This window comes from Rhodococcus sp. IEGM 1241 (genome assembly GCF_033142365.1).
GTDB classification, from domain to species: Bacteria; Actinomycetota; Actinomycetes; order Mycobacteriales; family Mycobacteriaceae; genus Rhodococcus_F; species Rhodococcus_F erythropolis.
On record NZ_JAWLSE010000001.1, the window covers coordinates 1,466,846 to 1,483,801 of the forward strand.

Consider the following 16,956-nt stretch of genomic DNA (forward strand, 5'->3'; position numbering starts at 1 on the left):
ATGTTGCCCAGCAGCCGGATCCGGGGTCCGGCGAGGAGATCTATGTCGACGCAGTCCGTAGTGCACGCACAATCATCCGCAGACGAAGCCGTCGTGGGGGATTCGTCTCCGCCGGGTGGTGGAAGCCGGCGTTATCTCGAGCAACTGATCAGATACGACGTGCCGGCGTCGCTGGTCGTCTTCCTGGTGGCGCTTCCCCTGTCCTTGGGAATTGCTATCGCCTCCGGGGCACCGATCATGGCCGGTCTGATCGCCGCCATCGTCGGCGGAGTAGTGGCCGGAGCGGTGGGAGGTTCACCGCTGCAAGTCAGTGGTCCCGCAGCCGGCCTGACCGTGGTGGTCGCCGAACTGATCGGCAAGTTCGGGTGGAAAGTCACCTGCCTGATCACCGTCGGCGCCGGAATTCTGCAGATCGTGTTCGGGCTCAGCCGAATTGCCCGTGCGGCACTGGCTATTGCGCCGGTGGTGGTGCATGCGATGCTCGCCGGTATCGGCATCACCATTGCGCTACAACAGGTTCACGTGTTGTTGGGCGGAAGCTCGGCCAGTTCGGCGCTGGACAATCTACGGCAGTTGCCGGCACAGATCGGTGCCCTGCACGTCGAGGACTTGATGATCGGACTCGTTGTCATCGCCACTCTTCTCGGGTGGCGCTATCTCCCCGCGGGCGTCCGGAAGGTGCCTGCGGCATTGGTCGGCATCGTATTGGCAACTCTCGCTTCGCTCCTGCTGCCGATCGACGTCGAACGTATTGCTCTCGACGGATCTTTGTTGGACTCGATCGGACTTCCCGCTCTGCCGGACGGCCAGTGGCTCGGCGTCGCAACCGGCATCCTGACCATCGCCCTGATCGCCAGCGTCGAGAGTCTGCTCTCGGCCGTGGCTGTGGACAAGATGCACTCGGGCCCGCGCTCGAACTTCGATCGCGAGATGCTCGGCCAAGGTACTGCGAACATGGTGTCCGGGGCGATTGGCGGCCTGCCCGTCACGGGTGTGATCGTACGCAGCGCCACCAATGTCGAAGCCGGGGCGAAGTCCCGTGCGTCGTCGATCATGCACGGCCTGTGGATTCTGCTGTTCTCGGCTGCGCTCGCCGGGTTGGTGCAGCAGATTCCGAAGTCTGCGCTTGCCGGACTGTTGATCGTCATCGGCATTCAACTGGTCAAGCTGGCGCACATTCGGTTGGCGCGACGGACCGGTGATCTGTGGGTGTACGGCATCACGGTGGTCGGCGTCGTGTTCTTGAACCTGCTCGAGGGCGTGCTGATCGGATTGGCGTTGGCGATCGCCCTCCTGGTGTGGCGTGTCATCCGCGCATCGGTCACGGCAGAAGAGTTGGGTGACAAGGATTCCGGGAAGTGGCGGGTGCTGGTCGAAGGGTCGTGCACCTTCCTGGTGCTGCCCAAGCTCACCTCGGTACTCGCCGGCATCCCGCCGCGGTCCGACGTCACCGTCGAGTTGTCCGTCGACTTCCTCGACCATGCCGTCTTCGACGTCATCGAAGAGTGGGCGAGGCAGTACGAGTTGGCAGGTGGTTCGGTGATCATCGACGAAGTTGGCTCGGTGAGTATGGAGAGCGCGACCACCGGTCCGCCGAAGCGCGGCGCCGCAGTCACCGACCTGCGCGGATTGCTCGCTCCGTGGGGTAGTTGGCAACCACAGGCTTCGGGAAGGAATCTGAGCAGCCCGCCAGCCTTGCGACCCATTCTCGACGGGGTGTCCAACTATCATCGCCATCGCGCCGAAGCGATACGGCCGCACATGGATCAGTTGCGCGACGGCCAGAATCCCGACTCTCTTTTCCTTACCTGCGCAGATTCGCGAGTGGTGCCGAACATCATCACGAGCAGTGGCCCAGGTGACCTGTTCACTGTGCGCAACGTCGGAAACTTGGTTCCTGCCGGCGGCCGCGATACGTCGGTGGAAGCGGCACTGGCCTTCGGGATCGACGAGTTGGGTGTCAGTTCGGTGATCGTGTGCGGACACTCGGGTTGCGGCGCGATGCAGGCACTCCTGACGAACAGTTCGTCGGAAGCGGGAGTTGTCGGTGAGTGGTTGAGGCATGCGGAGACGAGCTTGCAGGCATATACGAGTGGCCATCCGGTGGCGCGTGCTGCGGCCGAGGCGGGTTTCTCGGAGGTCGATCAGCTCGGAATGGTCAATGTTGCAGTCCAATTGCAGACTCTCGAACGCCATCCTCTGGTCGGTCAGGCCCGTGTGGACGGTCGCCTGCGTATCGCCGGACTGTTCTTCGACATCGGCTCGGCTCGGGTCATCGAAGTGACAGCGTCAGGGATCGGCGAGTTGATCGAGACCTGAAGGGGCTATTCGGGTCCGGGCTGATCCCTGAGTTCGACCAGCAGGCGAGCCCCGCCGAGCGGACTGTCGTGAAATGTCGTACGTCCGCCGTGCAGGGCCGCCTGCTGCGCCACCAGTGCCAGGCCCAAACCGGAACCCGTCTTGCCTGCCGTCGATCCGCGAGTGAAGCGTTCGAAGACGCTCGAGCGTTCCTCGGCCGGTATTCCGCAACCGTTGTCGTCGATCGTGATCGTGACGGTGTCCGGTGAATCGACCGGGCGGGCGAGGGTGATGCGCACCGTGCTCGCGCCGCCGTGGCGGACTGCATTGGTGATCGCGTTGTCGAGGATCAACCGGATTCCGCCGGGAAGGGCCCGGATGCAATAGGGGAGTGGGGAATCCACCGTGACGACGCTGACATCGACGCTCGGGTGGTGGCGTCGTGCATCGTCGGCCGCGATGTCGCATACCTCGGTCAAATCGGTGTCCTTGAAGTCCTCAGCCGTCGACAACTCGCCCTTCGCCAGTCGCTCCAGGTCCCGGAGAGTCGATTCGACGCGGCCCTGTGCGCGGGCCAGATCTGTGAGGATCTCACGTCGCTGCTCGTGGTCGAGATCGTGAATGGACAACACTTCGATGTCGGTTCGCATCGCCGTCAACGGAGTTCGGAGTTCGTGAGCCGACGCGGAAGCAAAGTCCCGAGCGGCAGCAAGGGCCGAGTTGGTCGCGGCCTGTGCCCGGGCGACGTCGCTGAGCATCGATTCTGCTGCTGCGGCAAGCTCGTCCGCTTCACGGATGCCGGAAACCTCGGTGGCGAGATCGGGATCTCGCCTGGCGATCCGGCGGGTCAATTCCACGAGTGGGCGCACCGCCGGGCCACCGAACAACCATCCCAACGCGGCTGCGGCCGCTACGGCTCCGACGCCGAAGAACGCAACCTGACGCTGTTGGTCGACCGTGATGTCCCGCGCCTCGGCATAGGGAACCGCCAGCGAGACCAGGGCATTGATTCCGTCGGCCTCGGCGGTGTAAGCCCGGTACTTCGTACCGTCCACGTCGACGGTCGCCGAGCCGACCGGTAATTCGGGCAGTCGCGTCGGGGTACTGGATTTGACGGTTCCGTCGGTGTCGGAGCGGATGGTCACGGAGAACGCTCCGCCGTCTCCGAATGCGCCGAGAAAAGGTCCCGCTGTTGCCGCATTGGCCACGATGACCGTCGATGCCGTCTCCAAGCGACGGTCCAACTGCGCCAGATTGTTTCGTGCGATAGCCAGTGCAACGACCACGCCGAGTGCGATGACGATGAACGTCGCCCCCAGTGCCGCGGCCGCGGCAACGCGAGTTCGTAGTGAGAAGCGGCGACGCTTCACGGGTTCTCCCGAAGCACGAACCCGACGCCGCGAACGGTATGCAGCAGACGAGGTGAACCGCCGGATTCGAACTTTCGACGCAGATAGCCGATGAAGACGTCCACGACGTTCGTGTCGGCCACGAAGTCGTAGCCCCACACGAGTTCGAGGAGACGTTCGCGAGTAAGCACGATGCCGGAATTGTGAGCGAGGACTTCGAGTAGCTCGAATTCGCGTTTGGTGAGCGGTACTTCCTTGCCGTCGACACGAACCCGGCGACCGGAGAGGTCGATGTCGAGGTTTCCGACGCGCAGGGTGTTCGTTCCCTCGGAGTGATCGCCGGCCGGAGTGTTGCTGCGACGGAGCATTGCGCGGATCCGGGCAACCAGTTCGGCGAGGACAAACGGTTTGACCATGTAGTCGTCTGCGCCGGATTCGAGCCCGGCGATGCGATCGTCGACCGAGTTGCGTGCGCTGAGCACGCAGATCGGGATTTCGTTGCCGGCGGCACGAAGCGCCGTCACCACGCCGGTGCCGTCGAGCACCGGCATGTTGATGTCGAGGACTACCGCGTCCGGTCGCTTGTCGGAGATCACTCGGAGCGCGTCGGCGCCGTCCACTGCCGTCAGTACGGTGAATCCCGAGAGCCGCAATCCGCGTTCGAGTGAGGTCAGGACGTCTGCGTCGTCGTCGACTACGAGGATTTTCGGTATCTCGGTCACAGTCCCATTGTGCCTTGCCTGGTACGTCGGGTTTCGCCGATCAGACCGGCAAGTCGGTACCGTCCGGACGCAAACCGGCCATGAACACCGCGACCAACCGCGGGACCAGGTTCGGCATGGCCTCGTCGGACAATTCGATTTGCGGGCGCGTCAGTTTGGCCAGAGCCATGACGAATTCGAGCGGTTGCAGATCGGCGCGAACCAGTCCGGCGCTCTGAGCGGCGCCGATCGTCGCGGTCATCTTCGATTTCGTCACCTCACGCACCGCCAGAACTTCGGGCGCCAGCTCGGTGAAACTGCGTTCCACCAGTGCAGGAATGAGCGCACCCAGGCGCAGTTCCACGAGGCGGTCCACCAGCGTGTGCCACGCGTTTGTGGGATCGGTGGACATTGCCGTGAGTGCGATGTCGGCAGCCTCGCGAACATCGGTCAGTGTTGCGACGGCGACGGCGGTCACGAGGTCCTCGCGCGTCGGAAAGTTCCGATACAGCGTGGCGATGCCCACTTTCGCGAGTTCTGCGACTGCGTCGAGGGGCGCGTCGTGCCCGCGCTCGGTGAACACCGCTCGTGCGGCGTCGACTATTGCGTTTCTGCGTTCACGTGCATCGGCTCGCACATTCACCTCCGGTATTGACAGTTCATCATAACCGGAGGAATATCTTCCACAAATAGTGGAGGAAAAACTTCCACTTAGGGAAGGTAGTTATGAACGCCGAAGTTGAAGCACGGGACCGCAAGAAGTTGGTGGCTGTGGTGTTGGGCTTGTCCGCCGTGATCGGGCTGATGCTGCTTGCCTTCGTACTGCCCTCGGTCAACAGTGGCCCGCACGAACTGAAGTTGGGCATCACCGGTCCAGCTCCGGCAACCGAACAGATCAGCACCTCGCTCGAGGCGAGTAAGCAAGGCGCCTTCGATACTCGAGAATTCGCTGACGCCGACGCCCTGCGTGACGCGATTCGGAATCGCGACGTGGTCGGCGGAATCGCCGTTGATGCCAACGGTCCTCACGTGTTGATCGCGACTGCAGGCGGAACCCCGATCGCCCAGACCCTGACCGGGGTGGCCAACGGCCTCTCGGAGGCCTCGGGGGCAAAGGTGCCCGTCGAAGACGTTGTGCCGCTGACTGCGGACGACCCGACCGGTGCTGGGCTCACGGCATTGGCCTTGCCCTTGGTGTTCGGCGGAATCATGCCTGCTGTTGTTCTCGTGCAACTGTTTCCGCGCAGCATTGTCAAGCGAGTGTTGGGCGCTGCCGGCGTCGCGGTTGTCGCGGGTTTTGCACTGACTGCCATTCTGCAGTTCGGCACCAACAGTCTTGACGGAAACTACCTGCTCACCGCGCTCGCACTCACCATGGGCATGTCGGCCATCTCGCTGCCCATTCTGGGACTCGAATCCCTGCTCGGGATGAAGGGATTTGCGTTGGGTGCCGTCACGATGATGTTCATCGGAAACCCACTCTCGGGGATGGCGACAACTGCCGCGTGGTTGCCCACAGGCTGGGGTGCATTGGGGCAGCTGCTCCCACCTGGCGCCGCAGGAGCATCCGTCCGTTCGATGGCGTTCTTCGACGGCCATGGCGCCGCCACGCCACTTCTGGTGCTGGTGTGCTGGATTGCCGTCGGGATCGCGCTGTGCGTCGCCGCCGGCCGGAAGAAGGCGTCGACCCCCGTGGTCGAACCCGAGGCTGCGCTGGTCTAGCCGGCGGGGCTTGCGTACGGGGTCAGGTCGGGAATCGGCCAGGCCCCGTCAACGCGTTCCACGACCAGTTCGACGACCACGGTGTCCTCGTCCATCGGTAGAGGTCGGAGGATTCGGGGCTTGCCCGCCTCCCATTCGACGTTGATGCCCGCGGAGGTCAAAGCGTCCTGGTCGATGACGGCGACGATCAGTGGCAACGTGAGGTCGCCGAACACCAGATCGAGCACCGAATCGAGCGCGTCCGGGGTGGTTGCGCGAATGAATCCCGCCTCGTCGTAACTGATTCCGCGCGTCGAGACCTCGTACTCACCGAAACGCTTGCACGCTTCCCAGTCGTCGGCGATGGCGACGTGGACGAGTCGTTGTCCGGTCATGCAGTGCTCCTGTAGTGTTCGAAATAATGAAACGTCAACGTAGCATTAATTGAGTGGCACGGTAGTAGGGGACTTGATGGAGCAACCGCGAAGACGTGGGAGAACCAGCGACGCGGAGCGAGCTGATCGACGCAACGAGATTCTCGACGTTGCGGTCGACTCGTTTCGAGAAGTCGGGTTCGCTCGAACGACCATCGACGCCATTGCCACGGCGGCCGGCGTCGCCAAGCGCACCGTGTACAGCTATTTCGGCGACAAATCCGCGGTCTTCGCTGCTGCTGTTTCGCGTCAGCACGCGTATGTCGAGAACGCCGGTGGCGACCAGTCGGACCTGCTCGCCGCTGCAGTGGACATCGTCGTCGCCCTGCACAGCGACAACTCGATTGCGCTGCACCGCATGATGATCGGCGAGGCCGTGCAGTTCCCGGAACTGGCCGCCGCGTTCTACGAATCCGGCCCGGCCAAGTCGATTGCCTTTCTGGAGATGATATTGATCGATCAGCACGGCCAGAAGGCTGCGCTGTGCGCGGATCAGTTGTACACGTTGCTGCTCGGGGAGGAGCACCGGCAGCGACTGCTCGGGCTCGCTTCCGAACCGACAACAGAACGAGCTGCGCAACTTGCAACTCGTGCGGTGGGATGCGTTCTGGGATCTGATCGGTAGGCTCGACTGGGTGAGTAACTCTGTGGTCTGGTTTCGACGTGATCTGAGGGTAGGTGACCTTCCCACCCTGAGTGCAGCGTCGGATGCCGGCGGGCAGACGTTGGGTTTGTTCGTTCTCGACGAGAACCTGCTCGGACCGGCAGGCTCACCCCGCCAGGATCAACTGTTCGCCAACTTGACGGCGCTCGATCATCAACTCGACGGAAAACTGATGGTTGTTCGAGGTGATCCGGCGGACGCGGTGCCCCGTGTAGCGGAATCCGTTGGCGCCGAAGAAGTTCACATCAGTGCCGACTACGGACCCTACGGCCGACGGCGCGACGCGGCCGTGGCGGAGCAGGTGGAGTTGATCGCCACCGGATCTCCGTATGCCGTGGCGCCCGGACGCGTCACCAAGGCGGACGGTGATCCGTACAAGGTGTTCACGCCGTACTTCCGTCAGTGGATGGAACACGGTTGGCGGGGCCCCGCGTCGACCGATGCGCAGACGGTCCGTTGGTTCGATCCGAGCGACAAGGAGGGTGGCCCGCGCCGGGTGAGTATCCCCGCGCCATCCGCCGCCGTCAGCGATTTCGTCGGTGAGGTCGGCGCCCTCGAACAGTGGAAAGAATACTGTGCGAACGATCTTGACCGGTACGACGACGAACGAAATCGGCCTGACCTCGACACCACGAGTCGGATGTCGATTCCGCTCAAGTACGGCACGATCCATCCGCGAACGATGTTGGCAGATCTCTCCAAGCGACTGGGCGACGGCGCTCAGGCTTACCGTCGCCAGTTGGCGTGGCGAGACTTCTACGCAGACATCCTGTTTCAACGCCCCGACAGCGCGCGGAAAAACTACGACGACAAGTTCGACCGTTTACGTCACGACGGTGGAGTGGACGCAGACGCCGCCTTCACGGCCTGGTGTGAGGGCAAGACCGGCTTCCCGATCGTGGATGCCGGCATGCGGCAACTCGCGGCTGAGAACTGGATGCATAATCGGGTGCGAATGATCGTCGCGTCTTTTCTGGTGAAGGACCTACACATTCCGTGGTGGCGTGGCGCACGGTTCTTCATGTCGCATCTGGTGGACGGTGACTTGGCCTCCAATCAGCACGGGTGGCAGTGGACTGCAGGGTCGGGCACAGATGCTTCGCCCTTCTTCCGCGTCTTCAACCCCATCACGCAGGGAGAGAAGTTCGATCCCGACGGCACATACGTCCGTCGGTGGGTTCCCGAACTCCGCGATGTTCCCGGGAAGGCCGTCCACTCGTTGAAGGCGATGCGCCCGGTCGACTACCCGGACCCGATCGTCGATCACGCGCATGAGCGTGAGGAAGCCTTGCGCCGGTACGGCGAGATCAAGGGCTGAGTGCTCAGTGATCTGCGGGCGCTACGCGGAGGCGGTTTCCGTCCAGATCTGAAATGACGAATGTCAGACCGAAGACATCTTCGTTTGGCTCTTCGACGACCTCGACACCCTTGGCCACCCACTCGTCGTAGATCGCCCGAATTTCATTGCTCCCGCCGTCGACCAATATGCCGACTTCGAAATTGCGCGGAGTCGCGGGATCGAGGTCGCGGGACTTGCCGCTCCACAGTGCAAGGACCACGCCGCCGCCGAGGTCGAAGGTCATGTACCGAGGGCTGAGGACCTCAGGCTTCGCGTCGAACAATTCGCCGTAGAACGCTGCTGCGGAGGCGGCATCGCTGACGTAGATCAGAAACTGGTTGGGTAGTCGCACTGTGGTTTTCCCTCTCCCGTTGATGTTCGGGCCACCGGCAGCGGGGCGTGTGCCTGGTCGTGCGGGGCCGTGTTCAACACTTCCCGCGCGCCGGACGAATGTCCAAGAACGAGTGCGTCTGAGAGGCAGATGGATTACTTATGACGACTGCTGCAGTCACACCGCACTGAGGTGGTACCCGACGCTCAGGTTCGGGTAGTAGCCGTCGATGTAGCTCGAGATGAAGTAGTGATCAGGGTCGGTGGTGCGAGTTCCGTCGGTGTCGAACTGGGGATAGTCGTTGGCCATGAAGACGGCTTGTCCGCCGCCGGGAGTGGAATAGACGACGTCGACCGTCAGGCCGCGCGGGTCCTGGTTGTATGCCGTGACGATCTCGGTCTCGTGGGGCGCGAGCGACTGGCGTGGGCTCTGCATCCACTGTCCGTAGGGGTTGTCGGCGCCTTCGAGATGAATTGTCTGTTCGGTGTCGTTGCTGATCGTCATCGTGATGGTGTTGCCGGTCGTGGGAAGAGTTCCGGCACTGGCGATTCCGCTCAATCCCAAAGTGAGGGCGCCGGCGGCCAGAGCTGTGATTGCGGCAACTACGTAGCGTGGGTTCGTCATCGTCGGTGTCCTTTGTCCGGGTGAGCGTTCGGTTGGCTCTCTCGAAGACAATGATGTCGGAGTGGATCGATGTCGTATGTCCACTTCCGGGACCCTGTGCAGGAGGAACGGTGTGTCCACCGATCGGGGGACACCTACTCCGACACGGAGACAGCTTCGACCTTTCGCTCGCCGGTGACCAGCAGTCCGATCAGTGCGGCGGCCGCGAGAACCATGACGAGTGCGCCGTAGCCACGCGTCGTATCCACCAACCCCACCTTGCCGACCAGGTAGCCGGCCAGCAATGCCGGAAGGCTGTTGGCCAGATATGCGATGACGTAGACGGTGGACAACAACCCCGCGCGTTCGTGGTTCTCGGCCAGCGGCATGACAGTGAGGATGGTTCCCTGGAATCCTGCTCCGAAGCCGATCCCGGCAACAGCCGTACCAACCAGAATCAATACTGCAGAGGATGTTTCAGCACCGATGAGTGTGACTGCCACCCCGAGCACCAAGGCGGTGGTTCCGATCAGCATCACGGTTCGGCCGCCGAGTTTGCGGAAGGTGAGCACCGCTGCGGCTCCGAATCCCGTCAGTGTTGCGACCATGATGGCACCGATGAGCGAGCTGTGAACGTCAAGTGCGTTGCGCGCCAGCGCCGGTCCGAGCGAGAGGTAGAAACCGCCCAGCGCCCAGACCGCGATCAGGCACGGTGCAGTGAGCGCAATCATGGTTCGGGCCTCGCGAGGAACAGCAAGGGTGGGGCGTAGCGACTGCCAGGCTCCGGGGCGTCCGCCCGAAGTCTCGGGAGCGGCCCAAACCCCGAGGATCTCGAGGACGACGAGTACGAGAAGGACCAGGTAGACAGTGCTGGTTGGCCTGGGCAGGTGCTCGCTGATGAGACTCGAACCCACGGCTCCGACGGCAAGCCCCACTGTCGGAGCAACGCTGTTGATAATCGATCCGCGTCCCGGAGTGCGTTCGAGGTCGATCAACGCCGAACCCAAAGCGCTGATTGCAGCGCCGGTGGCAACACCCTGCACGACCCGGGCAATCAGCAGAATGGTCAAACCATCGGCGGAGGCGAACAGGGCGAGCGAGACCGCCTCCAAGGCGAGCGCTCCGAGCAGGACCGGGCGCCTGCCGATGTGATCGGACAGGGATCCGGCGGTCAAGAGCGTGGCGAGCAATGCGAGAGCGTAGATGCCGAACACGAGCGTCGACGCGAGCGAGGAGAATCCCCACAACTGTTGATAGTGCTCGTACAACGGTGTCGGGGTCGCGGAGGCGCCCAGGAACGTAGCGATGATGACGGCGATGAGTGTGAAAGCGACGCCTCGCCCCAAGCGTGGGCGTGAAGTGCTCTCGGTCGGTGGTGAAATGGTCGTTGTCATTGTCGTAGCGCTTCCCGTGCGGGTGGTGAAGACTTCAAACGCAAATACTTTGCGTTTGGGACGCTACGCCTGGCCGTAGCCTAATGCAACATCTTTGCGTTAGTATTGATTTATGAGTCCGTCCGCAGGTCCGCGCCCCGGTGGCCGCAGTGCGCGCATCCAACAGGCAGTGCATGCGTCGGCGCGCAAGTTGTTGGAACAGCGTGATCGGGCAGAGATCACGGTGCCGATGATCGCGACCGATGCGGGTGTGACCCCGTCGACCATCTATCGGCGGTGGGGCGACATCAACGAAGTCTTTGCCGACGTCTCGATCGAGAGATTGCGACCGGACGCCGACCCGCGTGAAACGGGTTCGCTCCGAGGGGATCTGACGATCTGGGCGCAGGACTATCTGGAGGAGATGTCTGCGCCCGTCGGTCGCGCATCGCTGCGAGATGTGCTGATGAGCGACGACCAGACGCACGCACCGGACGGCACGAAGAAGTTCAAGTGCGCCTTTTTCTGTCGGACACAGATCGACGTGATACTAGCTCGTTGGCCGGAAGCTGCTGACGTGGATGGTGATTCGGTAGTGGACCACGTGGTGGCACCGATCATCTACCGAATTCTGTTCGACCTCGAACCGGTCGCGCCGCAGCGAGTTGCGGAATTAGTGGATCAGACACTTGCGCTCGCGGCGCGGGTCGGTGCCGAAGGCTGATCGCTGCGTAGCCGGGCGTGGACGTGCATGTCGTGCCAGCCGTCGGCGTGCCTGGCGGAGCCTCGTCGAACACCTTCTTCGCTGAAGCCTGCTTTGGTGGCGACTCGGCACGATCGTGGGTTGTGGATCGATTTGTGCGAGTTCCAATCGATGAAACCCTACTTCGCGGAATGCCCACTCGGACAGTGCAGTTACGGCCTGGGTGCAGAGTCCACGGCCTCGTGCCGCTGGGGTCATCCAATACGCGAGCTCGGCAGTGCCGTCCCACAAATTCACCCCCTTGGCTGCGATTCGGCCTAGGAGTTCATTCGTCTCGGGAGTGGTAATCGCCCAATGGCATTCGGATTCGCTTGCCCACCCGTCTCTCCACTGGGTGAGCCAACCCCGTGCTTCGTCGATCGAGTCGGCGCGGCGGATGTGCCAACGCTGAATCGACGGATCGCGAAAGGCTTCCATGACGGCCGGTGCGTCGTCGTGGGTCCACGGTCGGAGAATCGCGGAAGTCCCGACGCGGATCGAGGGTTGGTCCATCCCCTCGAGATAGCCAGTGGCGATCGCGGGGGTGGTCAACTTGGGCATGTGAAGCATCATCGCCTACCGGTCCGGCTGCGGGCAACGATGTGAACTCATGTCGCTATCACTGCCACTCTTCGTTCAGGCGGCGCGCAGATTCCAGAGTTGCGATCGCCTCTTCGGTGTCAACTCGCGCGAGGACCAGTGCACTTACTGTGCAGGAGAGAAGGATTCGAGTGCGGTCTGAGAGCGTGGCGTCTGTCTCGGTCGGAAATGTGGCTTGTAGCCCGCTGCGAATTGCAACGGCAAGTTCTTGCCGATAGGCGCGGATCACGGCTGCCACCGCATCGTCGTGCGCGCCGAGTCCGGCAGCCGTATTGAGAAGTAGGCAACCGCGCCGAGGCGAGTCGGCGGTCATGGTGCCGATCGCGTGCTCAAGCGAGTAAAGGTAGTCGTCGACGGCGTCTGCCCCGGGATTTGTCGTGAGGCCGCGCAGACGTGGCCGGATGACATGTTCGAGGTACATCTGCACGGCGGCGTCGAACAATCCGCGCTTGTTGGTGAACGAGTTGTAGAGACTTGACCGACTCAGCCCCGTCGCGGATTCGAGGTCTCCGAGTGAGACGCCTTCGTATCCGCGTGCCCAGAAAACGTCCAAAGCGGCAGCGACCACGGCTGTTGTGTCGAATTCTTGTGATCTGCCCATCAAAGCCTCGCTCTTTCTGTATCGTTCGGTCCAGTATATATTGGACCGAACGATACAGAATTCACTCGAAGCAACAGGAGTTCACCGATGGACGTCGCCGGCTACATCTTCGCGGGACTGGCCGCAGCAGTGCACGTATACATTTTTGTCCTCGAATCGATTCTCTGGACGGCACCGAAGACCCGCGCCACGTTCGGCGTGAAGTCCGAGGAAGAGGCGATCACCACGCAGCCGCTCGCCTTCAACCAGGGCTTTTACAACCTTTTCCTGGCGATCGTGTCGGCGGTCGGCATCGTGATTGCGGCGACCGGCTCCGCGTCGGTCGGAATTGCCCTCGTCCTGGCGGGCACAGGATCGATGGTTGCCGCGGGATTGGTGCTGATTCTCTCGTCTCCCGACAAAGCCCGCGCAGCCGTCGTGCAGATGCTTTTCCCAGCTATTGCCGTTGTTCTGCTGGTAATCCACCTGCTTTGAGTGGTCTCTATCCGCCGCCGAGCACCAGTGATTCGATCAACGCAAAAGCACCGTTGAGTGCTCCGCAATCGAAGGCTTCGGCCAGGGCGTAACCGATGACAAGTTCGTCGGTGCTCGGCGTGCTCGACCAGACTGCGTCGGTCTGTCTGGGATCGGATTCCTCGTTCTTGGAGAAGTGCCCGATCCGCAATCCGTCGCGGGTGAATGCACTGTTCGCGTCGTCGACTGGGGCGAAGTTCAAACTCACGCCGTCGACGAGTGCCGAGACAGAGTACGAGCGACGGGACAGAAACCCTTCGCCGACAGTGAGTTCGACTTCGTCGCCACCGACAGTGAAGAACAAGTCGGCGGCGGCGCGCGTTCCGATGGGTGTGCCTTCGCGGCGCGGGGAATCGACTCGACGCGTCAGCAGAGCGTGTGAGTTGCCGTTTCGGACGTCAACGACCCCCGTGTCGACATCGAACGAGATCTCGACTTTTCCGTGAATCGGGTCTTTTGCGGCGTATTTGACCGTCACTGTGCCTACCCCCTGTAAGTGTGAACTCGGGTCCATAATACGTGGTGGGAGCGTTGTCCAGTATGCCCGAATCCAAAAAAATAGTGCCGAATGACGCGCGTTTGCGGCCAAATGCTTCTACGCTGGGTCTTGGGTTTGTTGCGCATCCCACAACGGTTTTTCCCACGCCAGACGAGGAGCGCCTATGAGGTTGTCGACTACTTGTTCTGTTGCTACGAAGGCTTGATCAAGCCGGAATTGCCTCTGCCGGATGGTGCTCGAGACCCATCCGGCAGAGGCAATTCTGCATCAGTTCGGGCCTTCAGCCGCCGGCGAATTTTTCCGAGGTGCCGAGATCGATCGGCAACGCGATGCCGGTGATCCCGCGCCCTGCCGGCCCCACCAGATAGAACACCGCATCCGCAATCACTTCGGGGTCGACCCACGGGTGGGGCAGCAGATTCAGCTTCGACATGATCGGAGCGGTATCGGCGAGGACAGGATTCTCCAAGTCTGGACGGAACGCACGAACCATCGGTTCGTTGTCGATCATCGTCGTTCGCACATTGCCCGGGTGTACAGAGTTGACCCGAATGTCCGCCCAGCCGAGTTCGTTGGCCAGAGACTTCGCCAACCCCCGAACGGCGTGCTTCGACGCGGAATAGTGTGCGATACCCGGCACGCCTCGAAGCCCGGCCATCGAGCTGATCAACACGATGGATCCACCTCGATTGCCGTTCATGATGTGCGGAATCGACACCTTGGTCGTCAACCAAACGCCGGTGACGTTGATGTCCATCAGCTCGCGGAACTCTTCGGCGCTCAGGTCCCAGGACAATTTCGCCGACGCCGCGATTCCCGCGTTGGCGATCACGATGTCCAGTCGGCCGAGTTTCTCGACTCCGGCGTCGACCGCTGATTTCAGGGCATCGAGGTCGCGAGTGTCCGCGACGGATGCGACGATGCGCCGGCCCTGAGCTTCGACCAGGGCGACGGTCTGGTCGAGGTCGGCTTCGGTGGCCATGTCGTACCCCGCTGTTGCGACCGGCGCGCACAGATCCACCGCGATGATGTCCGCGCCCTCGGACGCGAGCTTGACGGCATGTGCGCGCCCTTGACCGCGCGCCGCTCCGGTGATGAATGCGACCTGACCGTCCAAATTGCCCATCGAACTTCCCCTGCCCGTCTGAATCGTTGAAAACTGGAACGTGTTCATACTGCTACGTTCGACGCGAGCCAGGCAGGGGAATTCTCTGAATCCTTATCCGCGAAGGAGTTTGGACAACTCGTCCAGTACGCTCGCGTCCTCGATGGTCGACGGGACCGTGTACTCCTCGTTGTCGGCAATCTGCCGCATGGTCTTGCGGAGGATCTTGCCGGAACGAGTCTTCGGTAGTGCAGCGACGACGGTGACGTCCCGGAACGTGGCGACGGCACCGATCTGGTCTCGCACCCGGGCGACTAGTTCCTGTCGGAGTGTTTCGGGATCGATGTCGACGCCGGACTTGAGCACGACGTAGCCGCTGGGGCGTTGCCCCTTGAGTTCGTCGTGAATGCCGATGACCGCGCATTCGGCGACAGCCGGGTGGCCGGCGACGACGGCCTCCATGCTTCCGGTCGAAAGGCGATGTCCGGCAACGTTGATCACGTCGTCACTTCGTCCGAGCACGAAGACGTAGTTGTCCTCGTCGATGTATCCGGAGTCGCCGGTGAGGTAATAGCCTTCGAAAGTCGACAGGTAGGACTTCACGTACCGGTCCTCGTCACGCCACAGTCCGGCGAGTGTTCCGGGAGGAAGCGGCAGGCCGATCACGATGTTGCCCTCGGTGCCCGGACCCACGAGTTCGCCCTTGCCGTCGACGATTTCGACGCGGTATCCGGGGCAGGCGACGGTGGGTGAGCCTGCTTTGATCTCCATCGGTTCGAGGCCGCGCAGGTTCGCGCAGATGGCCCAACCGGTTTCGGTCTGCCACCAGTGATCGACCACCGGGCGATCGAGAATCCGAGTAGCCCACTCGTAGGTGTCGGGATCCAAGCGCTCGCCGGCCGCGAACAGTGTGTCGAGCGACGAGATGTCGTACTTGGCAGGCTCTTTTGCATCCGGGTCGGCCTTGCGGACCGCGCGGATCGCTGTCGGAGCGGTGAAGAGTGCCGACACTTTGTATTCGGAAATGATGCGCCAGAATGCACCTGCATCGGGGGTCCCGACGGGCTTGCCTTCGTACATGACCGTCGTAGCTCCGGCGAGCAATGGCCCGTAGACGATGTAGGAGTGGCCGACCACCCAACCGACGTCTGAGGCGGTCCACCAGACCTGGCCGGGGCTGATGTCGTAGAGATTCTTCATCGTCCACGTCAGGGCAACGGCATGGCCACCGTTGTCCCGGACGACGCCCTTGGGCTTACCGGTCGTTCCCGAGGTGTAGAGAATGTAGAGCGGATCCGTCGCGGCGACCGACACCGGGTCGGCAGGAGTTGCATCGGCGATCAGCTCGTCCCAGTCGAACCAGGCTGCGGCACTTGACTTGTAGTCGGCAGCTGCGCCGGGAATCTGCTCGCGATTCTTCACGATCACGGTGTGCGCGGGCGTGGCGGACAGTTGCAGAGCCTTCTCGACCATCGGCAGGTACTCGATTGTTCGTCCGGGTTCGAGGCCGCCGGACGCCGTCACGAGCACCACTGGACCGGCGTCGTCGATACGGGTTGCGAGTTCCTTGGCCGCAAAGCCGCCGAACACCACCGAATGCACCGCTCCGATACGTGCACACGCGAGCATCGCGATCGCGGCCTCGGGGATCATCGGCATGTAGATGATCACGCGGTCGCCCGCCACCACACCCTGATCTTTCAAGACGCCGGCGAAGAGTGAGACCTGCTCGAGCAATTCGGCGTAGGTGTAGGTCGTCTTGGCTGGGACCATCGCGGAGTCGAAGATCAACGCGGTCTGATCGCCGCGGCCGTCGCGGACGTGCCGATCGAGGGCATTGAAGCTCGTGTTGAGCGAAGCATCCGGGAACCAGCGATAGATCGGCGCGGCAGAATCGTCGAGAGCCTTCGTGGGGGCGACATCCCAGTCGACGGCCCGCGCAGCGTCGAGCCAGAACTTCTCCGGCTGATCCATGCTCTCGCGATATGCGTCGGCATACGTGGTGTGGGACGCCTGCTCGGAAGAGCTCATCGACGTGTGTCCTCTCGTGAACTTCGCTTACCGGTGACCTGAAACACCTTAGGTCACCGTCAGTGCGGTGCG

18 protein-coding genes are annotated in these 16,956 nt (G+C 62.4%); 6 read left to right on the forward strand and 12 right to left on the reverse strand.

All coding sequences use genetic code 11. The features are described 5' to 3' along the window. The first annotated feature begins 42 nt into the window (after positions 1 to 42). Positions 43 to 2,319: a SulP family inorganic anion transporter gene (locus R4P70_RS07055; protein WP_020908762.1), complete on the forward strand. Its 2,277-nt coding sequence runs from the start codon at positions 43 to 45 to the stop codon at positions 2,317 to 2,319. Between the two features lie 5 nt (positions 2,320 to 2,324). On the opposite strand, the gene R4P70_RS07060 is transcribed toward R4P70_RS07055, so the two are convergent. From R4P70_RS07060 to R4P70_RS07070, 3 genes are read right to left on the reverse strand one after another with little or no spacing between them, the layout of a single operon-like run. Continuing rightward, positions 2,325 to 3,668, reverse strand: coding sequence for a sensor histidine kinase (locus R4P70_RS07060; protein WP_020908761.1), 1,344 nt, complete (start codon positions 3,666 to 3,668; stop codon positions 2,325 to 2,327). Continuing rightward, positions 3,665 to 4,369, reverse strand: coding sequence for a response regulator transcription factor (locus tag R4P70_RS07065; protein WP_003939853.1), 705 nt, complete (start codon positions 4,367 to 4,369; stop codon positions 3,665 to 3,667). The genes R4P70_RS07060 and R4P70_RS07065 overlap by 4 nt, the downstream gene beginning before the upstream one ends. Before the next feature lie 40 nt (positions 4,370 to 4,409). After that, positions 4,410 to 4,985, reverse strand: a complete 576-nt coding sequence (locus R4P70_RS07070) for a TetR/AcrR family transcriptional regulator (RefSeq protein ID WP_020970464.1) — start codon at positions 4,983 to 4,985, stop codon at positions 4,410 to 4,412. An 89-nt stretch (positions 4,986 to 5,074) separates the two neighbouring features. On the opposite strand from R4P70_RS07070, the gene R4P70_RS07075 reads away from it, so the two are divergent. Next, complete coding sequence (locus R4P70_RS07075) at positions 5,075 to 6,070, forward strand: ABC transporter permease (RefSeq protein WP_317830585.1); 996 nt, start codon at positions 5,075 to 5,077, stop codon at positions 6,068 to 6,070. Here the strand turns inward: R4P70_RS07075 and R4P70_RS07080 are convergent. Beyond that, positions 6,067 to 6,444 carry a DUF952 domain-containing protein gene (locus R4P70_RS07080; RefSeq protein WP_060938171.1) on the reverse strand — a complete coding sequence of 126 codons (378 nt, stop codon included), beginning with the start codon at positions 6,442 to 6,444 and terminating at the stop codon, positions 6,067 to 6,069. The genes R4P70_RS07075 and R4P70_RS07080 overlap by 4 nt on opposite strands. 76 nt (positions 6,445 to 6,520) lie before the next feature. Here R4P70_RS07080 and R4P70_RS07085 point away from each other — a divergent pair, with 76 nt between their 5' ends. Both R4P70_RS07085 and R4P70_RS07090 read left to right on the forward strand, forming a co-directional pair. Further along, complete coding sequence (locus R4P70_RS07085; RefSeq protein ID WP_317830586.1) at positions 6,521 to 7,108, forward strand: TetR/AcrR family transcriptional regulator; 588 nt, start codon at positions 6,521 to 6,523, stop codon at positions 7,106 to 7,108. A gap of 10 nt (positions 7,109 to 7,118) precedes the next feature. Next, on the forward strand, positions 7,119 to 8,465 hold the full coding sequence (locus R4P70_RS07090) for a deoxyribodipyrimidine photo-lyase (protein ID WP_317830587.1): 1,347 nt from the start codon (positions 7,119 to 7,121) through the stop codon (positions 8,463 to 8,465). A gap of 4 nt (positions 8,466 to 8,469) precedes the next feature. Here the strand turns inward: R4P70_RS07090 and R4P70_RS07095 are convergent, their stop codons facing one another. From R4P70_RS07095 to R4P70_RS07105, 3 genes are all read right to left on the reverse strand, one after another. Continuing rightward, positions 8,470 to 8,838 carry a VOC family protein gene (locus R4P70_RS07095; RefSeq protein WP_020970460.1) on the reverse strand — a complete coding sequence of 123 codons (369 nt, stop codon included), beginning with the start codon at positions 8,836 to 8,838 and terminating at the stop codon, positions 8,470 to 8,472. 156 nt (positions 8,839 to 8,994) lie between these two features. After that, entirely contained in the window at positions 8,995 to 9,441 is a 447-nt protein-coding gene (locus R4P70_RS07100; RefSeq protein WP_020970459.1) for a hypothetical protein, read from the reverse strand. 134 nt (positions 9,442 to 9,575) lie between these two features. Continuing rightward, positions 9,576 to 10,814, reverse strand: coding sequence for an MFS transporter (locus R4P70_RS07105; protein ID WP_046379047.1), 1,239 nt, complete (start codon positions 10,812 to 10,814; stop codon positions 9,576 to 9,578). A gap of 112 nt (positions 10,815 to 10,926) precedes the next feature. Here R4P70_RS07105 and R4P70_RS07110 point away from each other — a divergent pair, with 112 nt between their 5' ends. Then, positions 10,927 to 11,517, forward strand: a complete 591-nt coding sequence (locus tag R4P70_RS07110; RefSeq protein WP_020970457.1) for a TetR/AcrR family transcriptional regulator — start codon at positions 10,927 to 10,929, stop codon at positions 11,515 to 11,517. Here R4P70_RS07110 and R4P70_RS07115 read toward each other — a convergent pair. Further along, on the reverse strand, positions 11,467 to 12,108 hold the full coding sequence (locus tag R4P70_RS07115) for a GNAT family N-acetyltransferase (RefSeq protein ID WP_317830588.1): 642 nt from the start codon (positions 12,106 to 12,108) through the stop codon (positions 11,467 to 11,469). The genes R4P70_RS07110 and R4P70_RS07115 overlap by 51 nt on opposite strands. A gap of 46 nt (positions 12,109 to 12,154) precedes the next feature. Further along, entirely contained in the window at positions 12,155 to 12,736 is a 582-nt protein-coding gene (locus tag R4P70_RS07120; RefSeq protein ID WP_317830589.1) for a TetR/AcrR family transcriptional regulator, read from the reverse strand. Positions 12,737 to 12,823: 87 nt separating this feature from the next. On the opposite strand from R4P70_RS07120, the gene R4P70_RS07125 reads away from it, so the two are divergent. Continuing rightward, positions 12,824 to 13,210 carry a DUF1304 domain-containing protein gene (locus R4P70_RS07125; RefSeq protein WP_317830590.1) on the forward strand — a complete coding sequence of 129 codons (387 nt, stop codon included), beginning with the start codon at positions 12,824 to 12,826 and terminating at the stop codon, positions 13,208 to 13,210. Between the two features lie 7 nt (positions 13,211 to 13,217). Here R4P70_RS07125 and R4P70_RS07130 read toward each other — a convergent pair whose 3' ends face one another. The 3 genes from R4P70_RS07130 to R4P70_RS07140 form a co-directional block, all read right to left on the reverse strand. Next, entirely contained in the window at positions 13,218 to 13,727 is a 510-nt protein-coding gene (locus R4P70_RS07130) for a hypothetical protein (protein ID WP_317830591.1), read from the reverse strand. A gap of 301 nt (positions 13,728 to 14,028) precedes the next feature. Further along, entirely contained in the window at positions 14,029 to 14,874 is an 846-nt protein-coding gene (locus tag R4P70_RS07135) for a mycofactocin-coupled SDR family oxidoreductase (RefSeq protein WP_020908748.1), read from the reverse strand. Positions 14,875 to 14,967: 93 nt separating this feature from the next. Continuing rightward, positions 14,968 to 16,884 carry a propionyl-CoA synthetase gene (locus tag R4P70_RS07140; RefSeq protein ID WP_317830592.1) on the reverse strand — a complete coding sequence of 639 codons (1,917 nt, stop codon included), beginning with the start codon at positions 16,882 to 16,884 and terminating at the stop codon, positions 14,968 to 14,970. Positions 16,885 to 16,956 lie beyond the last annotated feature (72 nt).

Coding starts and splice junctions, on each gene's coding strand:
- R4P70_RS07115 (WP_317830588.1), bottom strand. CDS start 12,108: ATGATGCTTCACATGCCCAAGTTGACCACCCCCGCGATCGCCACTGGC.
- R4P70_RS07085 (WP_317830586.1), top strand. CDS start 6,521: ATGGAGCAACCGCGAAGACGTGGGAGAACCAGCGACGCGGAGCGAGCT.
- R4P70_RS07125 (WP_317830590.1), top strand. CDS start 12,824: ATGGACGTCGCCGGCTACATCTTCGCGGGACTGGCCGCAGCAGTGCAC.
- R4P70_RS07100 (WP_020970459.1), bottom strand. CDS start 9,441: ATGACGAACCCACGCTACGTAGTTGCCGCAATCACAGCTCTGGCCGCC.
- R4P70_RS07135 (WP_020908748.1), bottom strand. CDS start 14,874: ATGGGCAATTTGGACGGTCAGGTCGCATTCATCACCGGAGCGGCGCGC.
- R4P70_RS07140 (WP_317830592.1), bottom strand. CDS start 16,884: ATGAGCTCTTCCGAGCAGGCGTCCCACACCACGTATGCCGACGCATAT.
- R4P70_RS07110 (WP_020970457.1), top strand. CDS start 10,927: ATGAGTCCGTCCGCAGGTCCGCGCCCCGGTGGCCGCAGTGCGCGCATC.
- R4P70_RS07105 (WP_046379047.1), bottom strand. CDS start 10,814: ATGACAACGACCATTTCACCACCGACCGAGAGCACTTCACGCCCACGC.
- R4P70_RS07080 (WP_060938171.1), bottom strand. CDS start 6,444: ATGACCGGACAACGACTCGTCCACGTCGCCATCGCCGACGACTGGGAA.
- R4P70_RS07075 (WP_317830585.1), top strand. CDS start 5,075: ATGAACGCCGAAGTTGAAGCACGGGACCGCAAGAAGTTGGTGGCTGTG.
- R4P70_RS07055 (WP_020908762.1), top strand. CDS start 43: ATGTCGACGCAGTCCGTAGTGCACGCACAATCATCCGCAGACGAAGCC.
- R4P70_RS07120 (WP_317830589.1), bottom strand. CDS start 12,736: ATGGGCAGATCACAAGAATTCGACACAACAGCCGTGGTCGCTGCCGCT.